Source organism: Noviherbaspirillum phoenicis, from assembly GCF_047237965.1.
In the GTDB taxonomy this organism is placed as follows: domain Bacteria; phylum Pseudomonadota; class Gammaproteobacteria; order Burkholderiales; family Burkholderiaceae_D; genus Noviherbaspirillum_A.
Map to the genome: position 1 here is coordinate 236,387 of NZ_JBDFLX010000005.1, position 25,447 is coordinate 261,833.

The window sequence follows — 25,447 nt, forward strand, 5'->3', positions numbered from 1 at the left end:
CCAGGCATCGCCGTCACGGCGCGCTCAACGCGACTTTACGGCAACGGCAACGGCCACTTCAAAGGCGACGGCAAAGGCATCGCAACCGCCAAAGCAGCCGCGACCGCAGAAGCAACCTGCCCCCGCCTCACCCGGCCTGCTGCCCCGAACCCCCATTAGCCCTGCTCCCGTCATACAACGCAAACCGAATCCGCACCATCAGCCCCCCAAGATCGGACCTGTCCAGTGTCACCGATGCACCGTGACGGTCGGCAATAGCCTTGACGATGGCCAGGCCCAGGCCGCTGCCGCCGGGGGGCGAGCCAGGAACGCGGTAGAAGCGGTCGAATACCCGCTGCCTGTCCTGCTCGCCAATGCCAGGGCCGCTGTCCTCGATGGTGACCACACCCATGTTTCCCTCGGCCTGCAGCGTCACCCGCACCGTGCCGTTTTCGGGGGTGTAGCGCACCGCATTGTCGAGCAGGTTGCGCAGCATGATCTGCCAGCCTTCGGCATCGCCCACCACTTCCATGTCGCGCACGCCCTCGTACTGGATCTCCACATTCTTCACCAGCGCAAAACGCGCGGCGTCGCCTGTCGCCAGTTCCAGGCCGGCCGGGATATCGACCCGCTTGACCACCCCGCTCTGCAGCGGCGGGTCCTGGCGCGCCAGGTTGAGCAGCTGCTCGACCAGCCGCGAGGCGCGGTCGATGCCGCCCAGCAGCCGCTGCACGCCCTGCATCCGGGTTTCCTCGTCCTTGGCGCGCATCAGCGTCTGCACCTGCAGCCGCAGGGCAGTCAGCGGCGAGCGCAGCTCGTGCGCGGCGTCGGCCACGAAGCGCTGCTGCGATTCCAGCGCATGCGACAGCCGCGTCAGCAGCGAGTTGAGTTCCGAGGTCAGGCCCGACACTTCCGTGGGCACCCCGCGCTCCGAGACCGGCGCCAGCGAACCCACGTCGCGGTTGGTGAGGTCCTCGCCAATGCGCTTGAGCGGCGACAGCGCGGTGCTGACCACGCCCCAGGTCGCCAGCAGCAGCAGCAGCGAGGTCGGTATCGTCGGCGACAGCGTCTTCAACGCCAGGCTGGTCGCCCGGTCGCGCCGCACCTCCATGTTCTGCGCCACCTGTATGGTCCGGCCATGCGCCATCAGCGCATATACCCGCCAGTCGCCATCGGCCAGCGCCATGGTGGAAAAGCCCGGCGCTTCCTGCTTCGGCGGAAAGTGCGCCACCGACGACTGGTAGCGCTTGTTGCCGTTCTCGTCCCAGACCTGGATCGCGAAGTCGTAGGCATCGTCATTGCCCACGCCATGCCGGTACCAGTCCCATTCCTGAAAGTCGCTGTCCTGCAGCGCCGAGGCCATCTGCTGCATGTGGTAGTCGAACAGCTTGTTGGCCTCGTGGCGGGCGGCGCCGTAGGACGTGGCGAACTGGATCACGGCCGCCACGATGATTTCCGCGCCCAGCAGCAGCAGCAGGCGCACCCGCAGCGAACGCATCATGTCTTGCCAACCATGTAGCCCAGGCCGCGCACATTGATCACGATCTGCTGGCCCAGCTTCTTGCGCAGGCCGTGGATATAGACCTCGATCGCATTGCTCTCGACCTCGCCCGACCAGCCGTAGAGCCGTTTCTCCAGCTGCTCGCGCGACAGGATCGCGCCCGGTCGCAACACCAGCGCTTCCAGAATTTCCCATTCGCGCGCCGACAGCATCACCTGCCGGCCCGCCAGCTGCACCTCCCGGGTGTCGATGTGCACCACCACGTCGCCGTTGCGGTAGACACGCTCGAAGCCGCCGCGCACCCGGCGCATCAGCGCTTCCAGCCTGGCGATCAGCTCATCAAGGTCGAACGGCTTGACCAGGTAGTCGTCGGCGCCGCTGCGCAGGCCATGCACCTTCTCGGCCACGGTGTCGCGCGCGGTCAGCACCAGCACCGGCATCGCATTCCCCTCGGCCCGCAGCTTGCGCAGGATGTCGACGCCGTCGCGGTAAGGCAGGCCGAGGTCGAGCAGCATCGCGTCATACGGCCGGGTCGCCAGCGCGGCCTCGGCCTGCATGCCGTCCTTGACCCAGTCGACCGACAGATTCTCGCCTTCCAGCGCGATCTGGATGCTCTCGCCGATCATTTCGTCGTCTTCCACCAAGAGTATCTTCATTGCTCCCCCGCTTCTCGTGCCGTCCTGCTCCCTGTGCGCCGGGCCGGCGCGGCGATCCATGGCGCCGACCTTACCATGGCTGCCGGCGCCGGCCTACGCCCGTCCTCAGACGCCGTCGTCGCCCTTGTGGTTGCCGGTGTCGTCGAACCACTGGTACAGGGCCGGCACCACCACCAGCGTCAGCAGCGTCGATGTCACCAGCCCGCCGATCACCACGATGGCCAGCGGCCGCTGCACTTCCGAGCCCGGGCCGGTCGAGAACAGGAAAGGCACCAGGCCCAGCATCGCCACCGTGGCCGTCATCATCACCGGCCTAAAGCGCGAGGTCGCGCCGAGCTGGGATGCTTCCCGCAGCGGCGTGCCGGCCTGGCGCAGGCTGCGGATATACGACACCAGCACCACGCCGTTGAGCACCGCAATGCCCCACAGCGCGATGAAGCCCACCGAGGCCGGCACCGACAGGTACTCGCCGGCGATGAACAGCCCGAAAATGCCGCCAATCGAGGCAAACGGCAGCACCATAATGATCAGCGTGGCCAGCTTCAGCGAGCCGAACAGCAGGAACAGCAGGAAGAAGATGGCGGCGATCGTCACCGGAACGATGATGGACAAATGGCCCAGCGCCCGCTCCATGTTCTGGAACTGGCCGCCCCACTCCAGCCGGTAGCCTTCCGGCAGCGCCACCTGCTTCTCCACCGCCGCGCGCAGTTCGGTCACGAAGCCGCCGAGGTCGCGGTCCTTCACGTTCACGCCCACCACGATGCGGCGCTGCGCCGCCTCGCGCGAGATCTGGGCCGGGCCGTCATGCACGGTGATGTTGGCCACGTTTTCCAGCCGCACCGCCGCGCCGTCGGCGGTGGTGATGAGCTGCGAGCGGATCGCCGCGACATTGTTGCGGAACGATTCCGGCAGGCGCACCACCGCGTTGTAGCGCCGGGTACCTTCATACACTTCGGTGGCGACCTTGCCGCCAATGGCCGTCTCGATCACGTCGTGCACGTCGGCCACGTTGATGCCCAGCCGCGCAATCGCCTGGCGGTTGATGTCCACCGACAGATACTGCTGGCCCGCCACCTGTTCCACCCGCAGGTCGTAGGCGCCGGCCACGCCGCGCGCCACGCGGGCGATCTCGTCGGCCTTCCTCTTGAGCATGTCGATGTCCTCGCCGAACACCTTCACGGCCACGTCGGAACGCACGCCGGTCACCATTTCATCGACCCGGTCCGAGATCGGCTGTGCCATCACGATCTGCACGCCCGGCAGCTGCAGCAGCTTCTTGCGGATCTCCTCGGCGATGTCGTCCTGGTTCCAGCCGTCCGGCCATTCGTCGCGCGGCTTCAAGCTGACGATGGGCGTGGACTCGTTCTGGCCCTGCGGATCGGCCGGCGATTCGCCGCGGCCGACCGAAGACACCGCCGACTTCACGCCCGGCACCGTCATCACCAGCGCCATTGCCTTCTGCTCCATCCGGATCGATTCTTCCAGCGAGATGTTGGGCACGCGGTTAATGCCCGGCACGACAGATCCTTCCTTCATTTCCGGGATGAAGGCCGTGCCCAGCAGCGGTACCACCGCCAGCGAGCCCAGGAACACCACCAGCGCGCCGATGAAGGTCTTCTTCGGCGAATTCAGCGCCGCCCGCAGCAGCGGCAGATAAGGCTTCTTCATCGCCGAGATGAGGCGGGTATCATGCTCGCCCTGGCCTGGCTCGACCTTCAAGAGGTAGGACGACAGCACCGGCGTGAGGGTCAGCGACAGCAGCAGCGAGATGAACAGCGCGATCGCAATGGTGTAGGCCAGCGGCGCGAACATCTTGCCTTCCATGCCCGACAGCGTCATCAGCGGCAGGAACACCAGGATGATGATGCTGATGCCGAAGATCACCGGCGTGGCCACTTCCATCACCGCGGGGAGGATGCGCTGCAGCCGGCTCTGCTGGCCCGCCGGCCGCGCCAGGTGGACGTGGGCGTTTTCCACCACCACCGCCGGGCCGTCCACCATCAGGCCGATCGCAATGGCCATGCCGCCCAGCGACATCAGGTTGGCCGACAGGCCGAAATGATTCATCACGATGAAGGTCAATAGCGGCGTCAGCACCAGCGTGGCCACCACCGCCAGCGACGAACGCACGTCGCCCAGGAACAGGAACAGCACCACCACCACCAGGATCACGCCCTCGATCAGCACCTTGATGACAGTCTGCAGCGCCGAATCGACCAGCTCGGAGCGGTCGTAATAGGAGACGATGCGCAGGTCCTCGGGCAGCATGCCCTTGTCATTGATTTCCGCCACCCGTTCCTGGATGCGCGACACGACTTCCTTGGCATTGCCGCCGCGCAGCATCATCACCACGCCGCCCACCGACTCGGTGACGCCGTTCTTCACCAGCGCGCCAACCCGCACGTCGTGGCCGATCTGCACGTCGGCCACGTTGCGTATCATCACCGGCACGCCGCCGCTTTCCTTGAGCACGATATTGCGGATATCTTCAGTGTCGCTGATCAGGCCCAGGCCGCGGATCAGGTACTGCTCCGCGAACTGCGGCAGCACGCCGCCGCCCGAGTTGGCATTGTTCAGCGCCAGCGAACGGTAGACTTCCTGCAGCGTGATGCCGTAGTGGCGCAGCCGGTCCGGGTTTACCAATACCTGGTACTGCTTTACATAGCCGCCCTGGGAATTGATCTCGGCCACGCCCGGTATCGAGCGCAACAGCGGCCGCACCACCCAGTCCTGGGTATTGCGGCGGCGGGTCAGCTCCTCCACCGACAGCGTGCGGTCGCCATCGTCGGCGCGCTCCAGCGTGTATTGATACACCTCGCCCAGGCCGGTGGACACCGGCCCCAGTATGGGCGTGACATTCTGCGGCAGCCGCTGGCCGATCTCGATCAGGCGCTCCATCACCAGCTGGCGCGCGAAATAGACATCGGTCTGGTCGGTAAACACCAGCGTGATCAGCGACAGCCCGGCCTTGTTCAGCGAGCGGATCTCGGTCATCGCCGGCAGGCCGGTCATGGAAATCTCGATCGGCGCCGTCACCAGCCGTTCGACTTCCTCGGGCGAGCGGCCCGGCGCTTCGGTGGCGATCTGCACCTGCACGTTGGTCACGTCGGGAAAAGCGTCGACCGAGAGTTTTCTGGCCGCATTGAGGCCAAAGGCCATCAGCACGAACGCCAGGACGACCACGACCAGGCGCTGGTTCAAAGCGCCTCTGATAAGGGATTGGATCATGGTGTGGTCACTCGCTCAGCAGCATGCGCTTGCGTTCGTTGTTGAGATGGAAGGCGCCTTCGACCACGACCCGGTCTTCCGCCTTGAGCCCGCTTTCCACCGGGCGCAGGCCGGCGAATTCCGGCCCCAGCTTGACCTTCACCATGCGGAAGCGGCCGTTGCCCTCGTCCTTCAGCACATGGTCCTCGTCGTCCTCGCGCACCACCGCGCCGGCCGGCACGGCCAGCTTGTCCACCGGGCGGCTGGCGATCAGCATGGTGGCCAGCATCGCCGGCTTGAGCATGCGTTCGGGGTTGTCGATCTCGGTGCGCACGGTGACGGTGCGCCGTTCGGCGTCAACGGTGGCGCCCACATACACCAGCTTGCCTTCCAGGCGCTGGTCGCCCAGCGCGGGCACTTCGATGTGCACGCTCTGCCCGACCTTGATGCCATTGATCTGCTGTTCCGGCACCTCGGCCACCACCCAGACCCGCGACAGGTCGGCGATGGTAAACAGCATGTCGGCCGGCTGGGTCACCTGGCCCAGCGCGACCTTGTGCTCCACCACCACGCCGGGCGCGGTGGCGATGATCTGCGATGTCGAATTGATGGTGCCGCTCTTGCCCAGCGCGCGAATGGCGCCGGCGCTCATGCCCTGCACCCGCAGCTGCTCGGCGGCGGCGCGCTTCTCCGCCTCGGCAATGGCCAGTTCGCTTTCCCGCTTCTGCAGCTCGGCCGAGCCGATCACGTCCGCCGCCAGCAGTTGCCTGGCGCGCTCGACATTGCGCTGGTTCAGCCTGGCGCGGGCATCGGCGCTCAGGTAGGCGAGCTGCGAGGTGCCGAGCTCGGTGCTGTTGAGCTGGGCCAGCAGGTCGCCGGCCTTCACGGTTTCGCCGCGCGTCACGTTCAGTTGCGTCACGCGGCCGGTCACGTTGGCGCCTATCCGCGCCATCCGGTATTGATTGAAATCGACATGGCCGGCGATGCGCTCGGTGTGGCTGATCGGCGCGGTCGCGACCTGCTTGACCACCAGCTCGCGCTGCATCTCGGCGCTGGCCGTGACCAGGGTCGGGTCCTTGCGCTGCGGCTGGGCGTCCTTGGTCGCGGCGGCCTTTGCCGTGCCCGCGTCCTTTGAATCGCCGCATGCGGCAAGCAGGGCCAGCGGCAGCAGCAGCGCGGCGGCGCGCAGGCCGGCCCTGCCGCGTGCTATCGGGAATGGGAAAGCGTTCATTGTCGTTATTCCTGATTCAGGGTTTGAATGTCGATCAGCGCGGCGCGGCGCTCGAAGCGCGCGGCGATCAGCTCGTTGCGGGCGCCGCGGTAGACCCGCTGCGCATCGAGGTAGTCGAGGATGCCGCGCTCGCCGAAGCGATAGGCCGCCTCCGCCACCCGCAGCGCGGCCTCGGCCTGGCGGATGATGCCGGACTCCAGGGCGCTGACCTGGTTGGTGCCGATCTGGTATTGCTGGTAGGCGTTGGAGAGCTGCTGGCGCAGGTCGAACTCGGCCTGCTCCTGCTCGAACTGCAATCGTGACAACTGGGCCGAGGCTTCCGCCACCGGGCCGCGCCGGCGGTCCCACAGCGGAATGGTGACCGTGACGCCGAAGCGGGTGCTGCGCACTTCCGGGTCTTCGTCATAGCCGGCGCGCAGCGTCACGGCCGGCGTGCGCAGCGAGCGCTCCAGCCCGAGCTGCTCGCGTCCGCGCAGGGTCAGCGCGCGTGCCCGCGCCAGGCCGGCATTGCGCTCCAGCACCTGGGATTCAAGGGTGGCCAGCGGCGGCAGTTCGGGCAGGGGCTCGATCTCGGCATTGACCCCGAAGTTCGGCGGCAGCACATTGCCCACGCTGTTGCGCAGCGCTGCCTTGGCCTGTTCCACCCGCAGCCGCGCGCTCTGCGCCTGCTTCTGCGCATTGAGCAGCTCGGCATCGGCGCGGATGATGTCGTAGCGCGGCGCCTCGCCGGTGGAAACCCGCACCGAGACCCGTTCCCGCACCTGTTCCGAGGTTCTCAGGTCCTGCTCCGCGGCCTCCAGCTCGGACTCGCGCCTCAGCACATCGTAGTAGCGCAGCTTGACCATGCGCACCAGTTCCTGGCGCGACACGCGCAGCTGCGCCTGCTCCGCGCTCAACCCGGCGGTGGCGGCATTGATGCGGGCATTGCGCTGGCCCGGCAAGTCCAGCCGCTGCGCCAGCGTCAGGCCATGGGTGTTGCCGGCGATCGCGGTCGGCACCCGGGCGCGCTGCGAGCCATTGGACCACTCGAGTTCCGGATTGGGATAAGCGCGGGCGGTGTCGATGGCCGCGGCCGCGCCGTTGACGCCTTCGACGGCGGCACGCAGCCGCGGATGCTGCTCCTGCGCCAGTCCCACCAGCTGTGACAGCGAATATTTTTCCTGCGCCTGGAGCGGCGCGGCAAGGCAAAGCAGCGCGCCGACGCACAGCGTCAGCCGCAACAGGGAAGCGGCCGCGCGCCGCGCGGCCAGGGGTTGGTCATTGCCTGACATTGTTGTTGGCACTCCGTATGCGCTGGCTATGCAGCTTTGCAAGAAAGGGATCGATGCGCCGCGGCTACCTGCCACCGGGCGCGCTCCCGACGCTGCGCATGGTAATGATGAAAACTTAGGGGGAACTTAGAGCGTCTGTAGAAATGCCCGCAGCGATCTCTGGCCGGGCGTGCGGGCGGCTGGAAAAGCGGTTGTGGCGGGATTGAGGCCGCGTTGGATGATGGCACGTACAGGGGCAATCACCTGGAGCCGAAAGGACGGTGGCATGCCGCATTCACCGCGAAGGCAGCCTTTCCGGACACTCTTTCATCTGGAAAAAGACCAATTGCCCTGCAAGTGCACGTCATGTTTCGTGGGTGACGTAGTGAGAGGTGCCGACGCTGGCTTGCGGCAAAGGTTGACGAATGGCAGCCGGCTGCAGGCATGGCGCAGTCGGCCTTGCAGTCAGCCGCCCATCATGCCCCTGCACGCCGCCAGCATTGAGGAGAACGCGCCCTGAAACGGCAGGCCGCCCATCATGGCGCCGTGCATGAGGAGCATGCCAAAGCTGCCCAGCACGGCGAGCGCGCCGATCGCCGCCAGCACGATGATCACACCTCGCACCACTCCTGACCCTGTGTCCATCGCAAGCTCCTTGTTTGCGCTTCATCGCCTGTGTTAGGCAGCGCAGTTGACACGACGTTCGCTGCGCAATGCAGGGTGCCTCAGATAAAGCAAAAGCCGGCGTGCGTGCGCCGGCTTTTGTTGTTTGCTGCTGTTTCGGTCCGGCCGTCCTGCAGGGCGCGGCCGGGTGCTGCTTCAGAGCGGACTGGCTATTGCTTAGCCGCCGAAGTAGGTGTCGTTCACATCGCCGTAGTGGCGGTTGGAAGCGGCCTGGATGGCTTCGGCGCGCACGTCCTGGCGGCTGCGGCTGCTGGCGGCGTAGACCGTGTCCTGGCCGTCATGCTGGCGCTGGACGAACGCGCCTTCCGAGGCGGCCTGGGCCAGGTCCTGGCGCACTTCGGCGCGGGTCAGGCGGGACTGGAAGCCGGCGTCCGGAGCGACGAATTCGGTCTGCTGGGCAAAGGCCGAACCGGCGGCGGCGAAGACGGCAACTGCGGCGATGAGGTTCTTGACGTTCATGGTGTTCTCCAAATAAAGGTTGAGGAAGCGGGCACGGCGGTCAAGGCATTCATGAAGCGGGTCTGCCCGTCGGGTCCTGCTTCGGTGATCCGCACTTGCTAGTGCGTTCATCGATGGACACAGTGTACTCACCCTTCCGCCTGGAATAAACAACACTGAAAACAATAAACTATTTCGTTTTTAGGAATAAATCTGAGTTAGCTGGCCTGGGAGGCAGATTCGCCCCGGGCCAGGATGCGTTCCGCGCTGTGTGGAGGACTGCGTCCGGCTCCCGCCCGTACCAACTGCCTGAACAATGCAGGGAAGCACGGCTTCCGCCGTTGCCGTTACCGTTGCCGTTGCCGTTGCCGTTGCCCTTGCCGTTGCAGTTGCAGTTGCTTTTAATTCCCCGTTGAGCGCGCCGTGCCGTCGATGCCTGAAGCGGGAAAAGGTGCGGCGTCTGTCTGAGTGGAGCGAAGCGGAGCGAGTTTAGCCGCGCCCCGCTTCAGGTGTCGGCGGTGCGGGGACCCCGCGTCAGCGGGGCGCGATCACCGGGGTCGCCTTTTTTGCCTCCTTTTTTGGCGAAGCAAAAAAGGAGGTCGCCCGCCGGGGCGAACTCCCGGCCTGGTCATGATGGGAGGACATGCGCATTGGGTCACCAGGGTAAAGACGTAACTGCGAAGCAGCAGTCAGCCTTAATTTAAAAACCCAGCAAGAGCAACGGTGGCTCGCTAGGTCACCCCATTCGACCACTTTGCCGTCTGGATGAGGCGGCGGAATGCCCCTTCGGGGTATTCTGCCCTACGCTATAGGCGGGCACGTTTCGCTTAGAGCAATTTAATTCAAGACAGCGAGGGCCGCCGCCCTATCCCTGATACCGCCGCGCCCCTTCTAGTATTCCCGCCGTCCCCAGCACCCCGTTAAGCGCATCAAAGTCCAGCATCCTCCCCGCATTGCCCTGGTTGCTGCCAGCGTCATGCAACTGCCTGAAGTAGGCATCAAGCGCATGCGCCACCGCCCTTACCGTGCCGCCCGGAAAAATCGCCAGCCGGTAGCCGATCTCCTGCAGTTCCCGGGCACCCTTCAGCGGCGTCTTGCCGCCCTCGACCATATTGGCCAGCAGCGGCACCCTGGCGCCGAAGCGCTCGGTGACGATGCGCATCTGCGCCACGTCGCGCACGGCTTCGATGAACAGCACGTCGGCGCCGGCCTCGAGATAGGTCTCGGCGCGGTCCAGCGCCGCGTCGAAACCGTCGACCGCCACGGCGTCGGTGCGGGCAATGATCAGGGTCTGGTCCGACGCCCGCGCATCCAGCGCCGCCCGGATCTTGCCAGCCATTTCGCCAGCGCCGATCAGTTGCTTGCCATCCAGGTGGCCGCAGCGTTTCGGACTGGTCTGGTCCTCCAGCTGGATCGCCGACGCGCCGGCGCGCTCGAAGCGCTTCACGGTGCGCTGCACGTTCAAGGCATTGCCGAAGCCGGTATCGGCATCGATGATCACCGGCAGCGCGGTGCGCTCGCGGATCGCGGCCATGGTGTCGCAGACTTCGGCGAAGCTGACCAGGCCGATGTCGGGCGCGCCCAGCCGGGTGTAGGCAATGCTGGCGCCGGACAGGTATAGCGCCTCGAAGCCGGCGCGCTCGGCCATCAGCGCCGAGAAGGCGTCATAGACGCCGGGCGCGATCAGGATCTGCTGCTGTTGCAGCCGTTGTTTCAGGGTCATTTCGTCTCCTCCTCGTGTTTCTGCTGGTTCGCCAGGCGTTTCTTCAGATGCGGCAGCAGGCCGCCGTCTTCCACCATCGCCATCAAAAAGCCGGGAATCGGCTCGCACGCCAGCGCCAGGCCCTGCTGCGGCAGCAGGATGCGGCCCGCCACCGGGTCGACCTCGATCGTCGCGCCGTCGGGTATGCCGCCGGTATCGGGGCATACCAGCGCCATCAGCCCCAGGTTCAGTGCATTGCGGTAAAAGATGCCGCCGAAGGACTGTGCCACCACCGCGCGGATGCCGAGCGCCCTGAGCGCCTGCGGCGCCTGCTCGCGCGAGGAGCCGATGCCGAAATTGCGCCCGGCGACCAGGATGTCGCCCTCGCGCACGCCGCCGGCGAAGTCCGGCCGCACCGCTTCCAGGCAATGCGCGGCAAGCTGCGCGATCGGCAGCTTCATGTACTGGCCGGGCGCCATCACGTCGGTATCGACGCCATCGCCAAATTTCCAGACGCGCGCGCTCATCGGCTTTCCTCCAGCAATGGCCGCGGGTCCGCGATGCGGCCCGCCACCGCCGACGCCGCCACCGTATAGGGCGAGGCCAGCCACACCCGGCTGCTGTCGGCGCCCATGCGGCCCCGAAAGTTGCGGGCGGTCGAGGAAATCACGCGCTCGTTGTCGGCAAAGCGGAACTGGCCGTAGCCGGCGCAGGCGCCGCAGCCGATCGGCAGGATCTGCGCGCCGGCATCGGCCAACGCCTGCAGCGTTCCTTCCAACTGCGCCGCCTGCTGGTCGCGCAGCGAGGCGGGCGCCACCAGCAGCCGCTTGCCCGCCGCCACCTGGCGGCCGCGCAGGACGCGGGCGGCCATGCGCAGGTCGGCCAGCTTGGCGCCGGTGCAGGCGCCGATATAGGCGGTGTCGATCTCCTGGCCCGCGGCGCCGTCCACCGGCCCGGCATTGGCCGGGCTATGCGGCGCGGCCACCTGGGGCGCCAGCGTGGATGCGTCGAATGCATGGCGCGCCAGCAGCGGCGCGCCGGGGTCGGTACGCCAGTCGGCGAGGTCGGTCACGGCATCCGGCTGGCCCAATGCGCCGGCGGCCTGCAGCCAGCCGCGCGTGGTCGCATCCGGCGCCACCAGCCCGGCCTGCGCGCCCAGCTCCGCGGCCATGTTGGCCAGCGTCATCCGCTCCTGCATCTCCAGCGCGGCAACCGCCTCGCCGGCGAATTCGACCGCCTGGTACTGGCCGCCATCCATGCCCAGCCTGCCGCACAGGAACAGCATTGCGTCCTTCGCCGAGACGCCGTCGGGAAAGCGTCCCGTCCATTCGATCAGGATGGTGCCGGGCACCTTGAGCCAGATCTCGCCGGTCACCAGCACGCCCAGCATTTCGGTCGCGCCTATGCCGAACATGTAGGCGCCGAAGGCGCCGCCGGTGCTGGAGTGGCTGTCGCCGCCGACGATCAGCATGCCGGGCCGGACATGCCCGCGCTCCGGCAGCACCACGTGGCAGATGCCCTGTTCGTCATGGAAGTGGCGCAGGCCCTGCTGCCGCACCCAGTCGCGGGTGAAGCGCAGGATCTGCTGCGAGTCGGGATCCTCGGCCGGCACGTAATGGTCGGTGACGATCACGTAGCGTTCTGGATCCCATACCTTCGCGCCCAGGGCATCGAGCATGGGCGCCACGCGGCGCGGGCCGGAGGAGTCATGCGACATCGCCAGGTCCACCCTGCAGGTCACGATCTCGCCCGGCTGCACCGACTCCCTGCCGGCGGCGCGCGCGATGATTTTCTGCGCAAGCGTCTTCATCGGCGTTACTCCGCCACGGCGCCGGAAAACTTCACGACCTTGGCCCAGTGCTGTACGTCGCGCGCGACGAACTCGCTGAACTGCTGCGGCGGCATCGCGCTCGGGGTGCCGCCGTCGGTTTCCAGCTTCTTCACGAAGGACGGGTCCTCGATCGCCTTCTTCGCGGCTTCGTACAGACGCTGCGTCACCTCGGCCGGCATTTTCGCCGGGCCGAACAGGCCAAACCAGGCATTGGACTCGAAGCCCTTTACCGTCTTGCCGATCGGCGGCACGTTGGGGAACTGCGGCATCGGGGCGGCGCTGGTCACGCCCAGCAGCTTGATCTTGCCGCTCTGGACATGCGGCAGCACATTGAGCGCACTGGCGAACATCAGTTCGACATGGCCGGCCAGCACGTCGGTGATGGCCGGGTTGGTGCCCTTGTAGGCGACATTGACGATATTGACGCCGGTCATCATCTTCAGCTGTTCGCCCGCCAGGTGCAGCGAGGAGCCGCTGCCGCCAATGGCGAAATTGAGCGCGCCCGGGTTCTTCTTCGCATAATCGAGCAGTTCGGCCAGCGTGTTGGCCGGCAGGTTCTGGTTCGCGATCAGCACGCTGGGCACGGTGGCGACCATGGTGATCGGCGTGAAATCCTTGACCGGGTCGAACGGCAGCTTCGGGTACAGCGAGGCATTGATGGTGTGGCTGGTGAAGCTCATCAGGATGGTCTCGCCGTTGGGCGCGCTCCTGGCGACCGCCTCGGCGGCGATGTTGCCGCCGGCGCCGCCGCGGTTTTCGACGATGACCGGGCGCTTCAGGCTGACTTCCATGCCGCGGCCAACGGCGCGAGCGAGGGTGTCGGTGGTGCCGCCGGCCGGCGCGCCGACGACGATCTTGATCGGCCGGGAATTGTCCTGGGCCAGTGCGGGCGCGGCGGTCAGGCCAAGCGCGGCCGCCAGGGTCGCCGCGACGCGGCCGATGCGGGTTGGAATGGTGTGCATCTGTGTCTCCTTGATGTTCGGTTCATGATGATTGCCGCCCGGTCTGTGCCGGCCTGGCTGCTCCCGTGTCGCACGCGGCGCCTTTGCTCAGGGCCGCGCCGCCTCGTCCTTCTGCACCCAGACGCGCGCTTCCTCGTCGCCGCCGCGCCAGAGGTCCATCCGGTATTCGTAGCGGTCGGGCCGGTAGAGGCCCTGCAGCCATTGCACCGGCCGGCCTTCCACGTCCAGCACCAGGCGCCTGACCGCCAGCAATGGCGCACCGACCGGCACGTCCAGCAGCGCGGCGATATCGGTATCGGCCAGCCGCGCCGTGATCGTCTGGCGCGCGTGGCCCACCTTCACGCCCTGCTCCTCCAGCAGCGTCAGCATCGGCCGCGCGCTCAGGGCCTCGGCATGCAGGCGCCCGCCGAACGCCGTCGGCACGTAGGTCGTGATATGCGACACCGGCCCCTTGTCGATGCTGCGCACCCGCACCGTCCTGACCGCGGCTTCGCCGGCGGCCAGCCCGAGTTCGGCGGCGATCTCCTGCGGCGGCACGGCGCGTTCCAGAGAGATCACGCGCACTGAGGTGTCCAGCGCCGAGCTGATGATGTTTTCCAGCAGGCCGGCGGAGCGCCGCTGCTCCTGCGCCTGCCTTGCAACCGCCGGGTTGACGAAGGTGCCCGCGCCGCGCCGGCGGGTTACCAGGCCCTCCTGCACCAGCTGGTCCAGCGCCTTGCGCATGGTGATGCGCGACACCTTGTATTGCCGGGCCAGATCGAGTTCGCCGGGCAATGGCAGGGTGGCGTCGCAATCGGCCACGCAGCGGTCGCGCAGGACCAGGTAGATCTGGTGGTACAGGGGCACAACCGAACCGGGAACCGCGTGCATGGGAAGAGAGGCTGAGTGGCTTGAATGCGGGGATGCTAGTCTTGACCTATTGTCCTGTCAATAGGACATTTGATGAGACATTTGCCCCGATGCCGGCTCGCAGGCGTGATTCAGGCGTCAATCGGGGTTGTTTAACAAGAGACGGATACAGCCGGAAGCGGCGTCGAACCGCTTCCCGGAGAATTACCGTTCAGTCAGCCCGGCCACAGACCGCTTCCATTTCGCGCCGGATGCGCACCGCCAGCGACGATGCGTCGACATCGACATCGCCCCAGCCGACCGCCTGGCCCGCCTTTACGGGATTCTTCAACCGCACGCCATGCGCCAGGCCCAGCGGCAGCCCGCCCAAGCGCAGCGATTCGCGGGCCGGCAGCAGTTTGCCGTAGACGGTGAAGCCACCCTCGCCGTCCAGCATTTCGCCGGCCGCGAGATCGCGCTTGGCGGTGGCCACCACGTCGCCGTTCCAGCACACCGGCGCCCCGGTCGGCTCGCCGCGCAGGCCCACCGAGGCCACGGTCAGGCCCAGTTCCAGGCCGATCAGGTGGTAAGGCTTGTACATCGAGGAATATTCGCCGCTGGCATCGGTCTTCAGGCCGTACTCGCTGAAGCAGCGCTTCACGTACTCGCTGCCGGCCGCAAACGTCACATACACGCCCCAGCGCAGGTCGCGCGGCACCGGGGAGCCGTCGCGCTGCAGGCTGGAAATCACTTCCACCTGGCCGCGATGCGCCAGGATGCCGCCATCGGCCTGCGGCTTCAGGATCGCCGGCAGATCGTCGACATCCACCGCCGGAAAGGCCAGGCCGGCCGGGGCATGCAGGCCGGTGGCATTGGCCACCGCCGCCATCTCGATGGCGCTCTTGGTGCCGTCGAGGAAGCTGTTGAACATCTGCGCATTCATGCCGCCCTGCCGCGCGTCTTCGGCCGACAGGCCGTAGTGCTGCCATACCGTCTCGGGCGTGGAGGCATGATAGGTTGGCAGGTACTTGGTGCCCTTGCCGGCGGCCACCACCTCGAAACCGGCGGTGCGCGCCCAATCCACCATCTCGCAGATCAGCGCGGGCTGGTCGCCATAGGCCAGGGAATAGACGATGCCGGCCTCGTCGGCACGGCGCTTCAACAGCGGGCCGGCCAGCGCATCGGCCTCGACGTTGACCATCACGATGTGCTTCCCGTGCTCGCAGCAGGCCAGCACATGGCCGATGCCGGCGGCCGGGTTGCCGGTGGCCTCGATGATGATGTCGATATGCGGGGAAGCGATCAGCGCCTGGCTGTCTTCGATGATGGCGGTGGCGCCGTTGCCGGCGGCCTGTTCCAGCGTGGCAGCAGCGTAGCGCTCGGCCGTCCAGCCAAGGTTGGCGAGTGACTGCTTGACTCGCGCAGGCGCAAGGTCGGCGATGCCGACCAGGTGCACGCCGGGCGTGCGCGGCACCTGGGACAAATACATGGAGCCGAACTTGCCGGCCCCGATCAGGCCTACCCGCAGCGGCTTGCCCTGCCGCGCGCGGGCTTCCAGTTTGGCGAAAAGATTCACGAGGTCTCCTTGATGTCGTTGTTGTCGGGAGCGCTCTTTATATCACCTCGATCGTCTTTTCATGCCAGGGACTTTCCCCGGCGCTTACACCGCGCGGCGGACCAGCAGTTCCTTGATCTTGCCGATGGCTGCATTTGGGCTCAGGCCCTTGGGGCAGACGTCGACGCAGTTCATGATCGAGTGGCAGCGGAACAGCCGGTACGGATCTTCCAGGTTGTCCAGGCGCTCGCCGGTGGCTTCGTCGCGGCTGTCGGCGATGAAGCGGTAGGCTTGCAGGAGACCTGCCGGACCGACGAACTTGTCCGGGTTCCACCAGAACGACGGGCACGACGTCGAGCAGCAGGCGCACAGAATGCACTCGTACAGGCCGTCCAGCTCCTCGCGCTCGGCCGGGTACTGCAGCCGCTCCTTCTCCGGCGGGATCGTGTCGTTGATCAGGAACGGCTTGATCGAGTGGTACTGCTTGAAGAAGTTGGTCATGTCCACGATCAGGTCGCGGATCACTGGCAGGCCCGGCAGCGGGCGCAGCACGATGGGCTGGCTCAGCTCGTTCAGGTTGGTGGTGCAGGCCAGGCCGTTCTTGCCGTTGATGTTCATCGCGTCCGAGCCGCACACGCCTTCGCGGCACGAGCGGCGCAGCGCCAGCGAATCGTCCACATCGGCCTTGATGCGCTGCAGCGCGTCCAGCAGCATCTTGTCGGTGTCCTTCAACTCGACCGTCAGGTCCTGCATGTAGGGCTTGGCGTCCTTGTCCGGATCGTAGCGGTATATCTTGAATTTGACTGTGCGTGGCATGGTCTGTGTTCTCTGTAAGCGTTCAGAAGGTGCGGGCTTTGGGCTTGAAGGTCTCGACCGTCAGCGGCTTGGTTTGCACCGGCTTGTATTCCAGGCGGTTGCCCTCGGAGTAGAACAGGGTGTGCTTCATCCAGTTCTCGTCGTCGCGCTTCTCGAAGTCGCGGTGGGCATGCGCGCCGCGCGATTCCTTGCGCGCCGCCGCCGAGGTGATGGTGGCCTTGGCCGTCTCGATCAGGTTGTCCAGTTCCAGCGCTTCCACCCGCGCCGTGTTGAACACCTTGGACTTGTCCTTGAACGCCACATGCTTCCTGCGCTCGTCCAGCACCATGATTTCCTTGTAGCCCTGCTGCAGCAGCTCGTCGGTGCGGAACACGCCGCAGTAGTGCTGCATGGTGGCGCGGATGTCGTTGGCCACGTCCTGCACCCGCTCCGAACCCGTGGAGGTTTCCAGCTTGGCCAGGCGCGACAGCGCCAGATCGGCCGCATCCGCCGGCAGGTCCTTGTTGCTGCGCGCCTTCAGGTTGCTGTTGACCACATGGTTGCCGGCCGCGCGGCCGAACACCAAGAGGTCCAGCAGCGAGTTGGTGCCCAGGCGGTTGGCGCCGTGCACCGACACGCAGGCGCATTCGCCCACCGCGTACAGGCCGTTGACGATCTCGTTGGGGTTGCCGTTCTTCGGCGCCACCACCTGGCCGTAGATGTTGGTCGGGATGCCGCCCATCTGGTAGTGAATCGTCGGCACGACAGGGATCGGTTCCTTGGTCGCATCCACGTTGGCAAACTTGTGGCCGATTTCCAGAATCGACGGCAGCCGCTTCTGGATGGTCTCGGCGCCGATATGGCGCAGGTCCAGCAGCACATGGTCCTTGTTGGGACCGCAGCCGCGGCCTTCCTTGATCTCCTGGTCCATCGAGCGCGACACGAAGTCGCGCGGCGCCAGGTCTTTCAGCGTGGGCGCATAGCGTTCCATGAAGCGCTCGCCATTGCTGTTGATCAGGATGCCGCCCTCGCCGCGCACGCCTTCGGTGATCAAGACGCCCGCGCCGGCCACGCCGGTCGGGTGGAACTGCCAGAACTCCATGTCTTCCAGCGGCAGGCCGGCGCGCGCCGCCATGCCCATGCCGTCGCCGGTGTTGATGAAGGCATTGGTCGATGCCGCCCAGATGCGCCCGGCGCCGCCGGTGGCCAGAATCGTGGTCTTGGCTTCGAGCATCATCACGTCGCCGGTTTCCATCTCCAGCGCCACCACGCCCAGCACGTCGCCGTCGGCGTCGCGGATTAGGTCGATGGCCATCCACTCGACGAAGAAGTGGGTCTTGGCGCGCACGTTGCGCTGGTACAGCGTGTGCAGCATCGCATGGCCGGTACGGTCGGCCGCGGCGCAGGCGCGCTGCACCGGCTTCTCGCCGAAGTTGGCGGTATGGCCGCCGAACGGGCGCTGGTAGATGGTGCCGTCCGGATTGCGGTCGAACGGCATGCCGAAGTGCTCGAGCTCGTAGACGACCTTGGGCGCTTCGCGGCACATGAACTCAATGGCGTCCTGGTCGCCCAGGTAGTCGCCGCCCTTGACGGTGTCGAACATGTGCCAGTACCAGTTGTCCTCGGACATGTTGCCCAGCGAGGCGCCGACGCCGCCCTGCGCGGCCACGGTGTGGGAGCGGGTCGGGAAGACCTTGGACAGCACCGCCACGTTCAGGCCGGCCTCCGCCAGTTGCAGCGAGGCGCGCATGCCGGAACCGCCCGCGCCGACGATGACCACATCGAAGCGACGGGAAGGGATGGAAGATTTGATTGCTGCCACGATTACACTCTCCAGAGAATCTGCGCCGCATAGCCGGCGCAACCGATGAGCCACACGATGGTGGCACTTTGCAGCAAGAGGCGGGCGACGACGGGCTTGACATAGTCCATCCAGATGTCGCGCATGCCGACCCAGACGTGATAGAACATCACGAGCAGGGTGACGAAGGTGGCGATCTTGAACCACTGGCGAGCGAACATGCCGGCCCAGCCTTCATAGCTGAAATTGCTGCCTGTGAGGAAGGTCACCAGGATGATGACGGTATAGAGGGCCATGACGATGGCGGTGACGCGCTGGGCCAGCCAGTCGCGAAAGCCATAGTGGGCGCCGACGACGAGGCGCTTGGAGCCGATGTTGTTGTGCTTGATGGCCATGATGTCAGAACACTCCGAACAGTTTCAGTGCGACCAGGAGGGTCAAAAACAGGCTGATGGCCAGCACGCTGGCGGCCGAGTGGCGCGAGCCTTCCTTGCTCAGGCCCATGTGCATGTCCATGAACAGGTGGCGCACGCCGGCGGCGAAGTGGTGCAGGTAGGCCCAGGACAAGGCCAGGATGATCAGCTTGGCCAGCGGATGCGCGACGAAGGACTTCATGCTGGCGAACGCGGCGTCGGAGCTCAGGCTTTGCTCCAGCAGGTAGAGCACGAAAGGCAGCAGCAGGAACATCAGCGCGCCGCTGATGCGATGCAGGATGGAAACCACGCCGGCCAGCGGCAGCCTGTAGTGCATCAGCTGCGTGACATGGATGTTGCTGTACTGCGGCCGGCTTTTGCTTGCAGTGTCTGACATGGGAAACCTCATAGGCCCCGCACGCCTGGCAGCGCTGCCGGCATCGGGACTGTTGGTGATTCATTCGGGAAGCCGTATTGTCATACAACCGCGTTATACTGTCCAATATCTGGATGGTCTGCCTGATATATCTTTTAGAGATACCACGATGGAATTAAGGCATTTACGCTATTTCCTGGCCGTCGCGCAGGAAGGCAATGTGACGCGCGCGGCGGAAAAGCTGGGCATCGGCCAGCCGCCGCTGAGCCAGCAGATTCTGGCGCTTGAAAAGGAACTGGGCGTGCCGCTGTTCCGGCGCACCGGGCATGGCGTCACGCTGACCGAAGCCGGGACGGCGCTGCTGGCCGATACCAAGCGCCTGCTCGACGATGCGCAGCACGCGGTACAGAATGCCCAGCGCGCCGGCCGTGGCGAGACCGGGCACCTGAGCCTGGGCTTTACCGCGTCCTCGGCCTTCAACCCGGCCGTTCCGGCGCTGATACGCGACTTCCGCAATGCCTACCCTGGCGTCGGGCTGACCCTGATGGAAGGCAATACCACCCAGTTATTGGTACACCTGGAGGAAAGGCGGCTGGACCTGGCTTTCCTGCGCCCCGGCCTGCATTCCTTCACCGGGATTGCGCTGTACCAGATCGTCAACGAGCCGATGAAGGTGGTGCTGCCCGCCAAGCATCCGCTGGCAAGTCACCGCAAGCTGGCGCTGTCGCAGCTGGCCGAGGAATCGTTCGTGCTGATGCCGCGCGAAGCCAGCCCCACGCTGCACAGCGAGATCCTGTCGGCCTGCCACGAGGCAGGCTTCGAGCCCAGGCTGGGCCAGCCGGCGCCGCAGCTGTCCTCGGTGGTGAGCCTGGTGTCGGCGGAATTCGGCATTTCCATCGTGCCGGCGTCGGTCAGCCAGATCCGGGCCGAAGGCGTGGTGTATATCGATATCGCCGGGGCCAGCGTGAGGACCAGGCTGGCGCTGGCCTCGCGTGAAAACGACGGCTCGGCGAAGACGGCGAATTTTCTGAACGTGGTCAGGCAGGCGCGCGAGGGCAAGGCTGACATGGCAGGCGGCGCAGGCGGCTAGGGCCGCCCGCGGCCGGGCTTACTCGATCTTCGCGCCCGAGTCCCGCGACAGCTTGGCCCAGAACGCGTTGTCCTTTTTCAGGAAGGCAGCGAAGTCGGCGGGCGAGGACGACAGCGATACATCGGTGCCCTCGCGCGCCAGCGCGGCCTTGACCTCGGGCCGCTGCACCGCCACCGCGGTGGCGTCGTACAGCTTCTTCACCACATCCGCCGGCGTGCCGGCCGGCACGAAGAAGCCATACCAGAAGTCCAGCTGGTAGGCCGGCAGGCCGGCTTCCTTCATGCCGGGCAGGTCCGGCACCAGCGGCGAGCGCTCCAGCGTGCTGGTTGCCAGCCCGCGCAGGCGGCCGGCCTTGATGAAGGGCAGCACCGACGGCGGCGTCGCAAAGGTGACCTGGGTGTCGCCGGCGATGACGGACTGTATCGCCGGCGCGCCGCCCTTGAACGGGATATGGGTGATCTCGGTGCCGGCAAGCTGGTTGAACAGCACGCCGCCCAGATGCGGCGCCGAACCGCTGCCAGCGGAGGCGAAGTTGAGCGTGCCCGGCGCCTTCTTCGCCGCCGCGATCAGCTCGGCGATCGAGTTGATGCCCAGCGATGGATTGGCCGCGATCACCAGCGGCGAATTGGTGACCTTCGTCACCGGCACCAGCGACTGCACCGCCGGCAGGCGCTTGGGGTCGAGCGCCGGGTTGACCGAGATGCTGCTGGGGCTGGCGATGAGCACCGTGTAGCCGTCGGGCGCGGCCTTGGAGACGAAGTCGGCGGCGATGCTGGAACCCGCTCCCGGCTTGTTTTCAATCACCACCGGCTGGCCGAGCGCGCGCGACAGCGCCTCGCCGACGTTGCGCCCGACATAGTCGGCGGCGCCGCCCGGCGTGAAGCCCACCACCAGCCGCAGGGGCCGGTCGGGATAGGACTGCGCGGCGACGTTCGTGCACAGGCTGGCAAGCGCCAGCATGGAAACTGCGGCCCGTGTTGCGGTGTTCATGTTGTCTCCTGGTTGGCATGGGCATGCTCGTCGGCATGTTCAACGGCGATCACGATCTTTCCCGGATAGGCGTTCGATTCCATCGCGGCCCGCGCGGCGGCGAGCTGGCCGAAGGGATAGACCTTGCCGATCAGCGGGCGCACCCGGCCGTCGGCCAGCATCGGCAGCACTTCCTGCCGGAAGCGTTCCGCGGCGGCGGCCCGCGCGGCGCCGCCGACCTGCTTGTTCGACACGCCGAACAGCACCAGTCGCCGCGCATGCAGCGCCTGCAGGTCGATGTCGGCATGCAGCACGCCGTCGACATAGCCCACGGTGGCAAGCCGGCCTTCGAAGGCCATGCAGCGCACGCATTCGGCAAATACCGAACCGCCGACGGTGTTGATCACCAGATCGACGCCGGCGCCGCCGGTGGCCTGCATCACCGCATCATGGAAGTCTGGGCCGCGGGTGCAGAGGCCCACGTCCAGCCCCTGCGCAGCCAGGGCGTCGAGCTTGGCCTGGGCGCCGGAGGTGCCGATCACGCGCGCGCCCAGCGCATGGGCAAGCTGCAGCGCGGCCGTGCCCACCCCCGAGCTCACGCCGGCGATCAGCAGCCATTCGCCGGCGGCAAGCCGGCCCTGGGTCATCAGCATGTCATGCGCGACCAGGTAAGTGATCGGCGTGCCGGCCGCTTCCGCCCAAGACAGGCGCTCGGGCACCGGCATCGCTTCGACCTCGTTGATGACCGCATATTCCGACAGCGCGCCGGGAAAGCGGCCCATCACCCGCTGGCCGGGCAGGAAGGCGCTCGCGCCCGGCCCTGCGCGCACCACCACGCCGGCGCCGTCCAGGCCGATCGCCTTGGCGCTGCCGGCCTTGGTCAGGCCGTGGCCGACGATGAACTCGCCGCGGTTCAGGCTGGCCGCATGCACCTTCAGCAGCAGCTGGCCTGGCCCCGGCTCGGGCACGGGCACGCCTCGCATCTCGATGCGCGGCTCGGCCGGCGCGGTATCCATCCACCAGGATTGCATTTCCATCAGGTTGTCTCCTCCACCCGGCGCTTTGCGCGCCTGTCTAGTGTTTATTGCGTACCGACTACCTGCCCTTGAAGACCGGCTTGCGCTTTTCCATGAAGGCGCGGCGGCCCTCGGCATAGTCCTCGCTCTCGAAGCAGTTGCGGATCAGCGACTGGCACAGCTCGCGGTCCAGGTCGGGCGACGGCTTCAGTATCTCGGCGATGATGCGCTTGCCGGCATACACCGTGAGCGGCGCATTGGCCGCCATCGCGCCGGTGTACTCGGCCAGCAGCGCGTCCAGTTCCGCCGGCGGCGCGATGCGGCTCACCAGGCCCAGCGACTTCGCTTCCTGCGCAGCGATCCTGCGGGCAGTGAAGAACAGGTCCTTGGCGGCGCCGACGCCGATCAGGTCCACCAGGTTTTTCAACGCGGAATAGCGATAGCCGAGACCGAGCCGCGCCGCCGGGATGGAGAACACCGCATCGTCGGCGGCAATCCGGATGTCGCAGCTGATGGCCACGTTCACGCCGCCGCCGATGCAGTAGCCGCGTATCGCCGCCAGCGTCGGCTTGGCGCACTGGTAAATGCTCATCAGCGCTTCTTCCGCCATCGCCTCATAGAACTTCACCGCTTCGCGCGCGGCCCGCATGTCCTCGAACTGCGAGATGTCGGCGCCGGACACGAAGGCCTTCTCGCCGGCGCCGGAGAACACCACCAGGCGGATCGCGTCATCCTTTTCGGCCTGCGCCAAAAGGGGCGGAATGGCTTGCCACATGTCGACCGACAGCGCGTTGTGGCGGGCCGGGTTGTTGAAGCGGATGTGCAGCGTGGCGGCGTCGACCCAGACTTCAACGCGATCGGTCGGGGACTGGTAGGCGGTGCTTGATTCAACTGGCATAGGGGTTCCTGCAAAGGTGTGGTGCGAATCGGATGGATTAACAGGGACGGGCCAGAGCAGCCCGGCGCTTCAGAATACGCTGGCGGCACGCAGCCGCTGGATCTCGGCGGCATCCAGGCCCAGTTCGGCCAGCACTTCCTCGGTATGCTCGCCGCGACGCGGCGCGGCGCGGGCGATGGTGCTGGGCGTGCGTTCCAGCTGCACCGGCTGGCCCACCAGGCGCTGGTGCCCGAGGTGCCTGGACTCGACTTCCTTGACCATGCCCAGGTGCTGCACCTGCGGCTCCTCGAACACGGCGCGCACGTCGTTGATCAGGCCGCAGGCGACGCCGCCGGCGTTGAACTGCTCGATCCAGTAGGCGCAGTCCTGGTCTGCCAGGCGGCGGTTGATCTCCGCATTCAGGCTGTCGCGGTTGACCGAGCGCCCGGCCTTGTCGTGATAACGGGCGTCGGCGATCCATTCCGGCGCGCCCAGGATCTCGCAGAAGCGTTCCCAGATCTTGGAGCCGAACACCGCGATGTTGAGGTAGCCGTCGCGCGCCTTGTAGACGCCGGTGGGGATGCTGGTCGGATGATAGTTGCCGGCCTGGGTCGGCACTTCGCCGTCGATCAGCCAGCGCGAGGTCTGGAAGTCCATCATGTAGACCATCGATTCCAGCAGCGAGGTATGCAGCCACTGCCCCTTGCCGGACGCGCCGCGCTCCAGCAGCGCCACCAGGATGCCCTGCGCGGCGAAGATGCCGGCGCACAGGTCGGCGATCGGGATGCCGACCCGCACCGGGCCGTCGCCGGGCAGGCCGGTCACGGACATCAGGCCGCCCATGCCCTGCGCGATCTGGTCGAAACCGGGACGCGCCGCATACGGACCGGTCTGGCCGAAGCCCGAGATGCTGGCGTAGACCAGGCCCGGGTTGTCCGCGGCCAGCGTGTCGTAGTCGATGCCGAGCCGGAACTTCACGTCCGGCCGGAAATTCTCCACCACCACGTCGGCGCCGGCGATCAGGCGCTTCAAGAGAGCGATGCCTTCCGGCTGCTTCAGGTTCAGCGTCACCGAGCGCTTGTTGCGATGGGTGTACTGGTAGTCCGAGCCTTCCTGGCCGCCCAGCGTGTCATCGCCGCGCATGTGTTCGGGCATCTGCACCTGGATCACGTCGGCGCCCCAGTCGGCCAGCTGGCGGCAGGCAGTGGGGCCGGCGCGCACCTGGGTCAGGTCGATCACGCGGAAACGGGAAAGCGCGCTGGATGCGGGCATGTGCGGCATGGGAAGGTCTCCTGGATTTTTTTGTCAGCACGGCCAGTATCACCGCGCGGCCCGCAAAGTGTCAACACTTTAAGCAGGATCGTCTACCATTTTCATGGCCTGCGACAGCCCTACGAATGCCCCGGCTTACCCCGGTGATATACTTTCGCCCCTATGCGGCCGCAGCGATTCGCGGATGCGGCCATCGGCGAACCGCCCTCACCAGTTACCGGGAATGACCAGGCACATGACCACGCCGCAAACCAGGCCCGAACAGGGACTCTCGCTGTCCATCGCGGAGCAACTCAAGCAGCTGATCTTTACCGGCGAGATCGCGCCAGGCGAACGCATCAACGAAGCGGCGCTGGCCTTGCGCATGGGCACCAGCCGCGGGCCGATACGCGAGGCGATCCGCATCCTGACCGGCCTGGGCATCGTCACGGCGGTGGTCAACAAGGGCGTGTTCGTGCGCAAGATCTCGGTGCGCGAGATGCTGGACATCTATGAACTGCGGGCGCTGGTGTTCGGCTTCGCGGCCCAGCGCGCCGCCGAAAACATCACCGACGCCGAGCGCGCCGAATTCGAGCGCCTGCTGGCGCAGATGGACCAGGCCGCTGAAAGCAATGACGGCACGCTGTACTACGACCTCAACCTGGCGTTTCATGCGCTGATCCTGCGGCTGTCCGGCAATAACCGGGCGCAGCAGGCCTACTTCGACTATGTAAACGAGCTGCACCTGTTCCGGCGCCGCTATTTCAACGCGCCCGGCAACATGCGCAAGTCCAATGCCGAGCACCGGCTGATCTATGACGCCATCGCCAGCGGCTCGGCCGCCCGCGCCAAGACCATGGCGGAGCGCCATGTCTGGTCCGGCCGCCAGCGGCTGCTGGCCACGCTGGACCGGCAGGTCTGACCGGCCGGCCGTCGCCGCATTGTCCGCCCACGGCGGCAGCCGGCCGCATGCCTTGCGGCACCAGAATGGCGGCGCGGCCGAACGATCAGTGATGGAATGCATCGAACTCTTCC

Annotated in this window: 23 protein-coding genes; 2 read left to right on the forward strand and 21 right to left on the reverse strand. The window is 66.5% G+C overall.

The window, feature by feature from the left end; all coding sequences use genetic code 11:
* Positions 1–127: 127 nt before the first annotated feature.
* The 17 genes from ABC383_RS26645 to sdhC form a co-directional block, all read right to left on the reverse strand.
* Positions 128–1,480 carry an ATP-binding protein gene (locus tag ABC383_RS26645; RefSeq protein WP_413018841.1) on the reverse strand — a complete coding sequence of 451 codons (1,353 nt, stop codon included), beginning with the start codon at positions 1,478–1,480 and terminating at the stop codon, positions 128–130.
* The gene (locus ABC383_RS26650; protein ID WP_413018842.1) at positions 1,477–2,136 is read right to left on the reverse strand and encodes a response regulator; all 660 of its coding nucleotides are present in this window, start codon (positions 2,134–2,136) and stop codon (positions 1,477–1,479) included. The genes ABC383_RS26645 and ABC383_RS26650 overlap by 4 nt, the downstream gene beginning before the upstream one ends.
* Before the next feature lie 105 nt (positions 2,137–2,241).
* A complete protein-coding gene (locus tag ABC383_RS26655) occupies positions 2,242–5,364 on the reverse strand; it encodes an efflux RND transporter permease subunit (protein WP_413018844.1) in 3,123 nt (1,040 codons plus the stop codon).
* 7 nt (positions 5,365–5,371) lie between these two features.
* On the reverse strand, positions 5,372–6,574 hold the full coding sequence (locus tag ABC383_RS26660) for an efflux RND transporter periplasmic adaptor subunit (RefSeq protein ID WP_413018846.1): 1,203 nt from the start codon (positions 6,572–6,574) through the stop codon (positions 5,372–5,374).
* 5 nt (positions 6,575–6,579) lie between these two features.
* Positions 6,580–7,845: a TolC family protein gene (locus ABC383_RS26665; protein WP_413018848.1), complete on the reverse strand. Its 1,266-nt coding sequence runs from the start codon at positions 7,843–7,845 to the stop codon at positions 6,580–6,582.
* Between the two features lie 444 nt (positions 7,846–8,289).
* Positions 8,290–8,469: a hypothetical protein gene (locus ABC383_RS26670; protein ID WP_413018850.1), complete on the reverse strand. Its 180-nt coding sequence runs from the start codon at positions 8,467–8,469 to the stop codon at positions 8,290–8,292.
* 195 nt (positions 8,470–8,664) lie between these two features.
* Positions 8,665–8,967 (reverse strand): DUF4148 domain-containing protein, encoded by a 303-nt coding sequence (locus ABC383_RS26675; protein WP_413018851.1) that lies wholly within the window; start codon positions 8,965–8,967, stop codon positions 8,665–8,667.
* 844 nt (positions 8,968–9,811) lie between these two features.
* The gene (locus ABC383_RS26680) at positions 9,812–10,669 is read right to left on the reverse strand and encodes an isocitrate lyase/PEP mutase family protein (protein WP_413018853.1); all 858 of its coding nucleotides are present in this window, start codon (positions 10,667–10,669) and stop codon (positions 9,812–9,814) included.
* Positions 10,666–11,175 carry a LeuD/DmdB family oxidoreductase small subunit gene (locus ABC383_RS26685; RefSeq protein WP_413018855.1) on the reverse strand — a complete coding sequence of 170 codons (510 nt, stop codon included), beginning with the start codon at positions 11,173–11,175 and terminating at the stop codon, positions 10,666–10,668. The genes ABC383_RS26680 and ABC383_RS26685 overlap by 4 nt, the downstream gene beginning before the upstream one ends.
* Positions 11,172–12,458 carry a 3-isopropylmalate dehydratase large subunit gene (locus ABC383_RS26690; protein WP_413018857.1) on the reverse strand — a complete coding sequence of 429 codons (1,287 nt, stop codon included), beginning with the start codon at positions 12,456–12,458 and terminating at the stop codon, positions 11,172–11,174. The genes ABC383_RS26685 and ABC383_RS26690 overlap by 4 nt, the downstream gene beginning before the upstream one ends.
* Positions 12,459–12,463: 5 nt before the next feature.
* Positions 12,464–13,441, reverse strand: a complete 978-nt coding sequence (locus ABC383_RS26695; RefSeq protein ID WP_413018858.1) for a tripartite tricarboxylate transporter substrate binding protein — start codon at positions 13,439–13,441, stop codon at positions 12,464–12,466.
* Positions 13,442–13,528: 87 nt separating this feature from the next.
* Entirely contained in the window at positions 13,529–14,311 is a 783-nt protein-coding gene (locus ABC383_RS26700; RefSeq protein WP_413018860.1) for a GntR family transcriptional regulator, read from the reverse strand.
* A 190-nt stretch (positions 14,312–14,501) separates the two neighbouring features.
* Positions 14,502–15,845: an NAD(P)H-dependent oxidoreductase gene (locus ABC383_RS26705; protein WP_413018862.1), complete on the reverse strand. Its 1,344-nt coding sequence runs from the start codon at positions 15,843–15,845 to the stop codon at positions 14,502–14,504.
* 84 nt (positions 15,846–15,929) lie between these two features.
* On the reverse strand, positions 15,930–16,640 hold the full coding sequence (locus ABC383_RS26710; RefSeq protein WP_413012650.1) for a succinate dehydrogenase iron-sulfur subunit: 711 nt from the start codon (positions 16,638–16,640) through the stop codon (positions 15,930–15,932).
* 22 nt (positions 16,641–16,662) lie between these two features.
* Positions 16,663–18,441: a succinate dehydrogenase flavoprotein subunit gene (gene sdhA / locus ABC383_RS26715; protein ID WP_413012651.1), complete on the reverse strand. Its 1,779-nt coding sequence runs from the start codon at positions 18,439–18,441 to the stop codon at positions 16,663–16,665.
* A 2-nt stretch (positions 18,442–18,443) separates the two neighbouring features.
* Positions 18,444–18,815 (reverse strand): succinate dehydrogenase, hydrophobic membrane anchor protein, encoded by a 372-nt coding sequence (sdhD, locus tag ABC383_RS26720; protein WP_194715335.1) that lies wholly within the window; start codon positions 18,813–18,815, stop codon positions 18,444–18,446.
* A gap of 4 nt (positions 18,816–18,819) precedes the next feature.
* Complete coding sequence (gene sdhC / locus ABC383_RS26725) at positions 18,820–19,230, reverse strand: succinate dehydrogenase, cytochrome b556 subunit (protein ID WP_413018864.1); 411 nt, start codon at positions 19,228–19,230, stop codon at positions 18,820–18,822.
* A gap of 148 nt (positions 19,231–19,378) precedes the next feature.
* Here sdhC and ABC383_RS26730 point away from each other — a divergent pair, with 148 nt between their 5' ends.
* A complete protein-coding gene (locus ABC383_RS26730; protein WP_413018865.1) occupies positions 19,379–20,299 on the forward strand; it encodes a LysR family transcriptional regulator in 921 nt (306 codons plus the stop codon).
* 18 nt (positions 20,300–20,317) lie between these two features.
* Here ABC383_RS26730 and ABC383_RS26735 read toward each other — a convergent pair whose 3' ends face one another.
* From ABC383_RS26735 to ABC383_RS26750, 4 genes are all read right to left on the reverse strand, one after another.
* Positions 20,318–21,289 (reverse strand): Bug family tripartite tricarboxylate transporter substrate binding protein, encoded by a 972-nt coding sequence (locus ABC383_RS26735; RefSeq protein ID WP_413018867.1) that lies wholly within the window; start codon positions 21,287–21,289, stop codon positions 20,318–20,320.
* Complete coding sequence (locus tag ABC383_RS26740; protein WP_413018869.1) at positions 21,286–22,305, reverse strand: quinone oxidoreductase family protein; 1,020 nt, start codon at positions 22,303–22,305, stop codon at positions 21,286–21,288. Before ABC383_RS26740 ends, ABC383_RS26735 begins: the two co-directional genes overlap by 4 nt.
* A 58-nt stretch (positions 22,306–22,363) precedes the next feature.
* Positions 22,364–23,182, reverse strand: a complete 819-nt coding sequence (locus ABC383_RS26745) for an enoyl-CoA hydratase (RefSeq protein ID WP_413018871.1) — start codon at positions 23,180–23,182, stop codon at positions 22,364–22,366.
* A 69-nt stretch (positions 23,183–23,251) separates the two neighbouring features.
* Positions 23,252–24,442, reverse strand: a complete 1,191-nt coding sequence (locus ABC383_RS26750; protein WP_413018875.1) for a CaiB/BaiF CoA transferase family protein — start codon at positions 24,440–24,442, stop codon at positions 23,252–23,254.
* Positions 24,443–24,668: 226 nt separating this feature from the next.
* Here ABC383_RS26750 and ABC383_RS26755 point away from each other — a divergent pair, with 226 nt between their 5' ends.
* Entirely contained in the window at positions 24,669–25,334 is a 666-nt protein-coding gene (locus tag ABC383_RS26755; RefSeq protein WP_413018876.1) for a GntR family transcriptional regulator, read from the forward strand.
* The last annotated feature ends 113 nt before the right edge of the window (positions 25,335–25,447 follow it).

Coding starts and splice junctions, on each gene's coding strand:
- ABC383_RS26695 (WP_413018858.1), bottom strand. CDS start 13,441: ATGCACACCATTCCAACCCGCATCGGCCGCGTCGCGGCGACCCTGGCG.
- ABC383_RS26735 (WP_413018867.1), bottom strand. CDS start 21,289: ATGAACACCGCAACACGGGCCGCAGTTTCCATGCTGGCGCTTGCCAGC.
- ABC383_RS26645 (WP_413018841.1), bottom strand. CDS start 1,480: ATGATGCGTTCGCTGCGGGTGCGCCTGCTGCTGCTGCTGGGCGCGGAA.
- ABC383_RS26660 (WP_413018846.1), bottom strand. CDS start 6,574: ATGAACGCTTTCCCATTCCCGATAGCACGCGGCAGGGCCGGCCTGCGC.
- ABC383_RS26730 (WP_413018865.1), top strand. CDS start 19,379: ATGGAATTAAGGCATTTACGCTATTTCCTGGCCGTCGCGCAGGAAGGC.
- ABC383_RS26755 (WP_413018876.1), top strand. CDS start 24,669: ATGACCACGCCGCAAACCAGGCCCGAACAGGGACTCTCGCTGTCCATC.
- ABC383_RS26700 (WP_413018860.1), bottom strand. CDS start 14,311: ATGCACGCGGTTCCCGGTTCGGTTGTGCCCCTGTACCACCAGATCTAC.
- ABC383_RS26745 (WP_413018871.1), bottom strand. CDS start 23,182: ATGCCAGTTGAATCAAGCACCGCCTACCAGTCCCCGACCGATCGCGTT.
- ABC383_RS26670 (WP_413018850.1), bottom strand. CDS start 8,469: ATGGACACAGGGTCAGGAGTGGTGCGAGGTGTGATCATCGTGCTGGCG.
- ABC383_RS26740 (WP_413018869.1), bottom strand. CDS start 22,305: ATGGAAATGCAATCCTGGTGGATGGATACCGCGCCGGCCGAGCCGCGC.
- sdhC (WP_413018864.1), bottom strand. CDS start 19,230: ATGTCAGACACTGCAAGCAAAAGCCGGCCGCAGTACAGCAACATCCAT.
- ABC383_RS26685 (WP_413018855.1), bottom strand. CDS start 11,175: ATGAGCGCGCGCGTCTGGAAATTTGGCGATGGCGTCGATACCGACGTG.
- ABC383_RS26750 (WP_413018875.1), bottom strand. CDS start 24,442: ATGCCGCACATGCCCGCATCCAGCGCGCTTTCCCGTTTCCGCGTGATC.
- ABC383_RS26710 (WP_413012650.1), bottom strand. CDS start 16,640: ATGCCACGCACAGTCAAATTCAAGATATACCGCTACGATCCGGACAAG.
- ABC383_RS26655 (WP_413018844.1), bottom strand. CDS start 5,364: ATGATCCAATCCCTTATCAGAGGCGCTTTGAACCAGCGCCTGGTCGTG.
- ABC383_RS26680 (WP_413018853.1), bottom strand. CDS start 10,669: ATGACCCTGAAACAACGGCTGCAACAGCAGCAGATCCTGATCGCGCCC.
- ABC383_RS26665 (WP_413018848.1), bottom strand. CDS start 7,845: ATGTCAGGCAATGACCAACCCCTGGCCGCGCGGCGCGCGGCCGCTTCC.
- ABC383_RS26690 (WP_413018857.1), bottom strand. CDS start 12,458: ATGAAGACGCTTGCGCAGAAAATCATCGCGCGCGCCGCCGGCAGGGAG.
- ABC383_RS26650 (WP_413018842.1), bottom strand. CDS start 2,136: ATGAAGATACTCTTGGTGGAAGACGACGAAATGATCGGCGAGAGCATC.
- ABC383_RS26675 (WP_413018851.1), bottom strand. CDS start 8,967: ATGAACGTCAAGAACCTCATCGCCGCAGTTGCCGTCTTCGCCGCCGCC.
- sdhD (WP_194715335.1), bottom strand. CDS start 18,815: ATGGCCATCAAGCACAACAACATCGGCTCCAAGCGCCTCGTCGTCGGC.